General features: G+C 34.3%; 5 protein-coding genes. All 5 read left to right on the top strand.

What is annotated here, in order from left to right; genetic code table 11:
• Positions 1-508: 508 nt before the first annotated feature.
• The gene (locus VK90_RS17710) at positions 509-1699 is read left to right on the top strand and encodes an efflux RND transporter periplasmic adaptor subunit (RefSeq protein WP_048374289.1); all 1191 of its coding nucleotides are present in this window, start codon (positions 509-511) and stop codon (positions 1697-1699) included.
• Positions 1696-2376: an ABC transporter ATP-binding protein gene (locus VK90_RS17715; protein WP_048374290.1), complete on the top strand. Its 681-nt coding sequence runs from the start codon at positions 1696-1698 to the stop codon at positions 2374-2376. Before VK90_RS17710 ends, VK90_RS17715 begins: the two co-directional genes overlap by 4 nt.
• Complete coding sequence (locus VK90_RS17720; RefSeq protein WP_048374291.1) at positions 2373-3572, top strand: ABC transporter permease; 1200 nt, start codon at positions 2373-2375, stop codon at positions 3570-3572. The genes VK90_RS17715 and VK90_RS17720 overlap by 4 nt, the downstream gene beginning before the upstream one ends.
• Before the next feature lie 108 nt (positions 3573-3680).
• The gene (locus VK90_RS17725; protein WP_025147990.1) at positions 3681-4379 is read left to right on the top strand and encodes a Yip1 family protein; all 699 of its coding nucleotides are present in this window, start codon (positions 3681-3683) and stop codon (positions 4377-4379) included.
• A 1056-nt stretch (positions 4380-5435) separates the two neighbouring features.
• Positions 5436-6398, top strand: a 963-nt coding sequence (locus VK90_RS17735) for a M9 family metallopeptidase N-terminal domain-containing protein (protein ID WP_197088216.1), incomplete at its 3' end; no start/stop codon positions are given.

Here is a 6398-nt window from a genome sequence, read left to right on the forward strand (position 1 = left end):
AAGTGAAAGTGGGGGTAGTTCAATTTGAGATGGTCATAAAATTCTTAAGTTGATGGAGATGTATGGTAACCCACACTAATTAACAACGAGCATCACTTTCGCGAAAAATGTCTAAAATATAAGAATTATGTGATTTTTTGTTGATTCATCGAATTTTTAGTCTTATTTGTCGGTTTACTCCATTAGGTTTATAAGTTTGAGTATTGCTTTTCCACTCTTTCTTTGTTTTACCCTATAAAAGAAAACAACCTGTTTTTATACAAGTTGTTTTCTTTTTTTGTTTTAGAGGTCACCTTACATGCTCCTCATCGCCAAAATGTTTTAAACTAACGTTTGTTTAAATTTTCCTACAATTTCTTTCTTTCTTCATTTAACTAAATATTAATTCTTATAAAAATCTTTTAATCTAATTATATGCAATATTACATATTGGTTATGAGTATTTTTCGTGTTATATTATTTAATTACTATATGTTTAGTAATATTTAATTTTGAAAGGGGAAAGATTATGTTACCAAATACAGTTCGTACTCCAAATACGAAAAAAAAATGGATTATTGTCGGGGTTATTGTACTAATTGTTATCGTTGCGGCGGTTAATATTTTTGTTATGCAAGGTAAGAAGAAAGATACAACGAAGACGGATGCTGTAAGTTTTGAGAAAGTGACAGAGCGTAAGCTAAATAATACGAAGTTAATTTCGGGTCAGGTGAAGCCGGGGAATATTGAAAGCTTCTATGCGGATCCAACTAAAGGAAAAGTGAAAGATATTGCAGTGAAAGAAGGACAAGAGGTAGAAAAGGGAACGAAATTATTCTCTTATGATAATGAAGAAATTAATTTACAGATGAAACAAGCTGAGCTTGATCAGAAGATGGCTGATATGCGTTATGATCAAGGGAAAAAGAAAATTGATTCATTGAAGAACGAAATTAAGAAGGCAAAAGATAGTGGGGCTGGGAAAGAAGTAACAGACCCAATGGAAGAGCAAGTAAGTGAATTAGAAATGGCACAAAAAACAACTGAACTTGAGAAGGAAAAAGGAAAGTTACAAAAAGAAGAGTTAAGTAAAAAACAGCAAGAACTTACGATTTATAGTAATTTCGCTGGTGTTGTACAAAAGTTAGACAAAGATGCAGCGCAAAGTTCATCTCAAGCGTTAGGCGGTCAAGGGAAGTCATTCTTACAAGTTGCTTCTAAAGATCCGTTCCAAGTTCAAGGGACATTAACAGAACTTCAGAAGTCACAAATTCAAAAGGATCAAACGTTTACTGTAACGGCGAAAGCAAATAATAAGAAGAAGTGGACAGGTAAGATTACAGAAGTAAGCGAATTCCCAACAAGTGCAGAGATGGCTCAATCGGCTGGTCTAGGTGAAGCGACTCAAAATATGTCTCAATATACATATAAAGCAAGTCTGGATAGTCAAGATGGTTTATCTCCAGGCTATCACGTTTCTTTACAAGTAAATTTAGAGAATAAGACGATGATTGCTGTGCCAAGTAAGAGCATTGTAGAAAAAGGCGAAGATGCATTTGTTTATATTGAAGACAAAGGAAAACTTCGTAAACAAAATGTGAAAAAAGGTTCTACTGATGGAGACTGGACAGAGGTTGTTGAAGGCGTAACAGTGGGGCAAAAGGTGGTTAAAAATCCTTCCGACAACGTGTATGACGGAATGGAAGTGAAAGAGAAATGATTACGTTAAATAATATTTCTAAAACGTATTATCAAGGGAAATTAGCAGTGCCGATTTTACATGGTATTAGTTTAACGATTCAAAGTGGTGAGTTTGTTTCTATTATGGGGCCGTCTGGTTCTGGTAAATCAACGCTTATGAATATTATCGGTTGTTTAGATCGTCCAACAGAAGGCGAATATATGCTGAATGATGTGAATATCTTAACAGCAGATGAGTCAAAGCTCGCTTTAATTCGTAATGAATATATCGGCTTTGTGTTCCAGCATTTTAATTTACTGCCTCGTCTTTCAGCGGTGGAAAATGTTGAACTTCCGCTCGTATATGGTGGGGTGAAGAAAACTGAGCGCCGTAAGCGTGCTTTGGAAGCACTGGACAAAGTAGGGTTAGCAGATAGAGTGCATCATTTACCGAATGAGTTATCAGGTGGACAGAAACAGCGTGTAGCAATTGCGAGAGCGATTGCGAATAATCCAACGTTCATTATGGCCGATGAGCCGACTGGTGCGCTTGATACGAAGTCTGGTGAACAAGTTATGGATATTTTCACGAAGCTTAATGCAGAAGGTACGACGATTGTTATGGTTACGCATGAAGAAGAAGTAGCGGCATATTCATCTCGCCGCATTGTACTGCGAGATGGGAAAATTACTGAAGATAGAAGGTGTGCAGTATGAGTTTACTAGATAGTATGAAAATTGCTCTATCTTCTATTTTAGCTCATAAACTGCGCTCGGCTCTGACGATGCTCGGTATTATTATCGGCGTTGGTTCTATTATTACTGTCGTTGCAATTGGACAAGGCGGGGAAGCGATGCTGAAGTCGAAAATCGCTGGTTCTGGTAATAATCTTATGCCAATTCAGTTTAAGCCGGATATTAATGATGAGTTTGCTATGGGTGGGCATGAAGTACCAAAATTAACGGAAGAAGATATTCTTGAGGTGAAACAGGTAAAAGATGTTGCCCATGTTATTACGACGAATAGTACGATGGAAGCACTTGATATAAACGATAAAAAAGCAATGATTAATGTTATTGGACTTGATAGTGAGTATTTTCAAGTAAATAAAGTGAAAATGGTCAAAGGCCGTTCATTAAATGAATCAGATATTTCGCAAGGGAATAACGTTGTGATGATTAGTATGAAGGCAGAAGAGACGTTATTTAAAGATGAAAATCCAGTAGGGAAAATTATTGAAATGAAAGGACAGCCGGTGCAAATTATCGGTGTCTATAAATCAGACAATGAATTTATGGGATTTGAAACTGAGGAAATACTGATTCCTCTCACCTTATGGCCTGTTTTATACGGAACAGATGAAATTCAAAGTATCGCAATTCAAGCTAAAAATGTAGACAATTTAGAAGCAGCAGGAAAAAAAGCTGTTGAAGTATTAAATAGTCGTAAGCCGAGTGAAATTCCAGGTAAATATGAATTAGTGAACTTAAAAGAGTTCCAAGAAGGAGTTTCTAAAGTCACTAATATCATGACAATGATCATCGGTGGTATCGCAGGTATTTCATTAGTCGTTGGTGGTATTGGTGTTATGAACATAATGCTCGTATCTGTAACGGAGCGTACGCGCGAAATTGGGATACGTAAAGCGCTTGGAGCAACGCGTAGTAAAATTTTATTACAGTTTTTAATTGAAGCCGTTATGTTAACGCTTCTAGGTGGTTTAATTGGAATTGGTCTTGGATATGGCGGGGCATATATTGTCTCCACATTCGCAAAATGGCCACCGCTCGTTTCGTGGGAAGTTGTTGTTGGAGGCGTATTATTTTCGATGACACTTGGTATTATTTTCGGATTAATTCCAGCAAATAAAGCCGCAAAATTAGATCCAATTGAAGCACTTCGCTACGAATAGTTTACTAGTGTAGTAAAGATAAATATCATTACTACACATACATATTGTTTGAGTCAATTGTTTGTACCATTCTTTAAGAGGATTATATCGAGAGAAGGAGGCGCAATAATGGAAGCGAATATTAATACACAAGATGTAGGTGCGAAAAAGCCATCATTATTTGGAATGATTACATCTCCTGGAGTACAATTTGAAAGAATGAAAACAAACAAGAAAGTTTGGGGTATGTTCCTCTTAGTAGCATTGTTACAAGGGCTTCTAGGTGGTTTAAATGCGTATGTTATGTATACCTCACCTGAGATGCTTAAAATGAAAAAAGAATTAGGTGAAATGGCTGGACAAAGTTCACTTACATCAGAAGTTATTTCTGGAATTGGAACAAGCTTTGCTAGTGCGATGGTTGGAACACTATTCATAACTGCTATTTATAAAATGTTTATGATGTTCTTTGGTAATGATACGCCTTATAAAACCTTATTGAATATTGTAGCTTATACAAACATTGTCCTTATTATTGGTGGACTTATTAATTCAAGTTTAGGTCTAATCTTTGGTAGTGGAATGAGCCAATATACGAGTTTAGGGTTATTATTTACGAAAGGTACATTTGCATATGGAATTGGTAATACAATTGAAATATTCTATGTATGGAATTTAGTCTTAATTTGGCTTGGATTACATATTACAGCTGGATTAAGTAAAGTGAAAGCATTGATTCCAATTATTATTCTATTCATTATTAAAGCGGTATTCTTTGCGGCAATTATTGTATTAATAGCGAAGTTTTTACCAGGTATGTCAATGTAAATAAATTAAGTTCATTATTACTAAGTTTAGTAAAAGATTTGTAACATTAATAACCGGTTCTTTGACGTACAAGGTACCGGTTATTTTGTGTCCAAAATGTGTTCAAACGTACAATTTTCTTTTTGGGTATGGTGACCCCATGCCCATCAACCTAACAGAACAGGTTGCCCTCAAAACGAAAAAAATGAACTACGGTGCTATAAAAAACACAAAATTTCCGTTTAGGGGGTACTTTAAAATCTTAGGTTGATGGATGTGTGGTGCTACCCCAGTGTACACAATGACAGTATTTCTTGCACTAGAATCAACGAAAGTGATTAAATGTAAAAAATGGTTGAAAATTAAAACCCGTATTATTATTATATAGAGAGTTTAAAATTAAGAGTAGCATCTGAAAGGGAATAGTTATAAATGAAAACAATAAAGGGGAATCTATCTTTTAGCATTGATATTATAGGTTGTATTCTTTGCATTATAATGCTTATTATAAGTCTTGTTGATTTTAGAACATGGTTACATCCTTTTTTATTCTTTAACTTCGGACTAATTTTTCTTATTAATATAGTAAATACTCTTAAGGAAAAAGGGCGTAATTAAAATTAGAAATTTTAAAAAATTCGATTCTTAAATGCTTATATTTTATAAAATATGTTAGTATTTTTTTAATAGGGGGGCACCATCCATCACCAACAAGTTAAAATAAATTTGTATCCATATAGCAAAAAAATCGCTATTCTTTTTGTAGAAATATACAGAAAGGATGGCGTTTTTTACTTTTTGAAATAGTTTATATCCTTAAGTTGATGGGTATGTATAGTGATCCCTACTTAGTGTATGAAAATCAGGATTTTAACTTCAAAAAAATGTCTTATTGTATAAAATTAGCATTTTATCGACAGAATCTGTATCATTTTTGTACATTTTTAGGGGATTTAACCAAATGATACAAACTACATACTTAGAAAGATGAAAAGACATGCAATATTGCATAATACATTGTTTTACCTGGATAAAATGTTATTCTTTTGGATGGATTAAATGAACGGAGGAAATGTTATGAACAAGAAATCAAAATTTACTCAAATGATGCTCGGTATTAGTACAGTGGCCTTATCATTTGGAAGTATTCAAACACAAGTATCAGCGGAAGAAAAAACACCTTATAATGTGTTACAAGTGAAACCAACTGGGATAGAAACTTCAAAAGATGAACTTGCACATTCTACAAAAGCAGACGAAACATTGTCTTATGAAGAACGTTTAAAAGTGAACGATTTTTCACAACGTCCAGCTCCAGCCGTGAAACAAGCGGCGCCAAAACAATATCAGCAAAAGTATTCTTTGGCAGAGCTGAATAGAATGAGTAATGACGAATTCATCGATACATTGGGAAGTATTAGTGGGAATCAAATCACAGATTTAGATCAATTTAATCAAGAAACAAAAGCGTTTTATCAAAATAAAGAGCGAATCCAGCTTATTATTGATGAATTAGGTCGTCGTGGAAGCACGTTTACAAAAGATGATACAAAAGGGATTGAGACGTTTGTTGAAGTATTACGTTCCGTATCTTATGTAGGCTTTAATAATAAAGAGGTAAACTATTTAAATGAGCGAAGCTTTCATGATAAATGTTTACCGGCATTAAAAGAAATTGCAAAAAATCCAAATTTCAAACTTGGCACAAATAAACAGGATAAAGTGGTATCTTCATACGGTAAATTAATTAGTAACGCTTCTTGTGATGCTGAAACCGTTCAATATGCAGCGAATATATTAAAACAATATAACGATAATATTTCTACATATATAAGTGAACAGAATAAAGGGGCCGTCGTGTATCAGCTTATCCAAGGGATTGATGATGATGTGCAGTCTTACTTGCTTGATACACGTAAAAAAGCGAATGAAACAATATGGTATGGGAAAATTGATAGTTTCATAAATGAAATCAGTCGAATGGCTCTTCTGAATCAGGTAACAACAGAGAATAAATGGTTAATTAATAATGGTGTGTAT

The sequence above is a fragment of the Bacillus sp. LK2 genome (assembly GCF_001043575.1).
GTDB classification, from domain to species: Bacteria; Bacillota; Bacilli; order Bacillales; family Bacillaceae_G; genus Bacillus_A; species Bacillus_A paramycoides.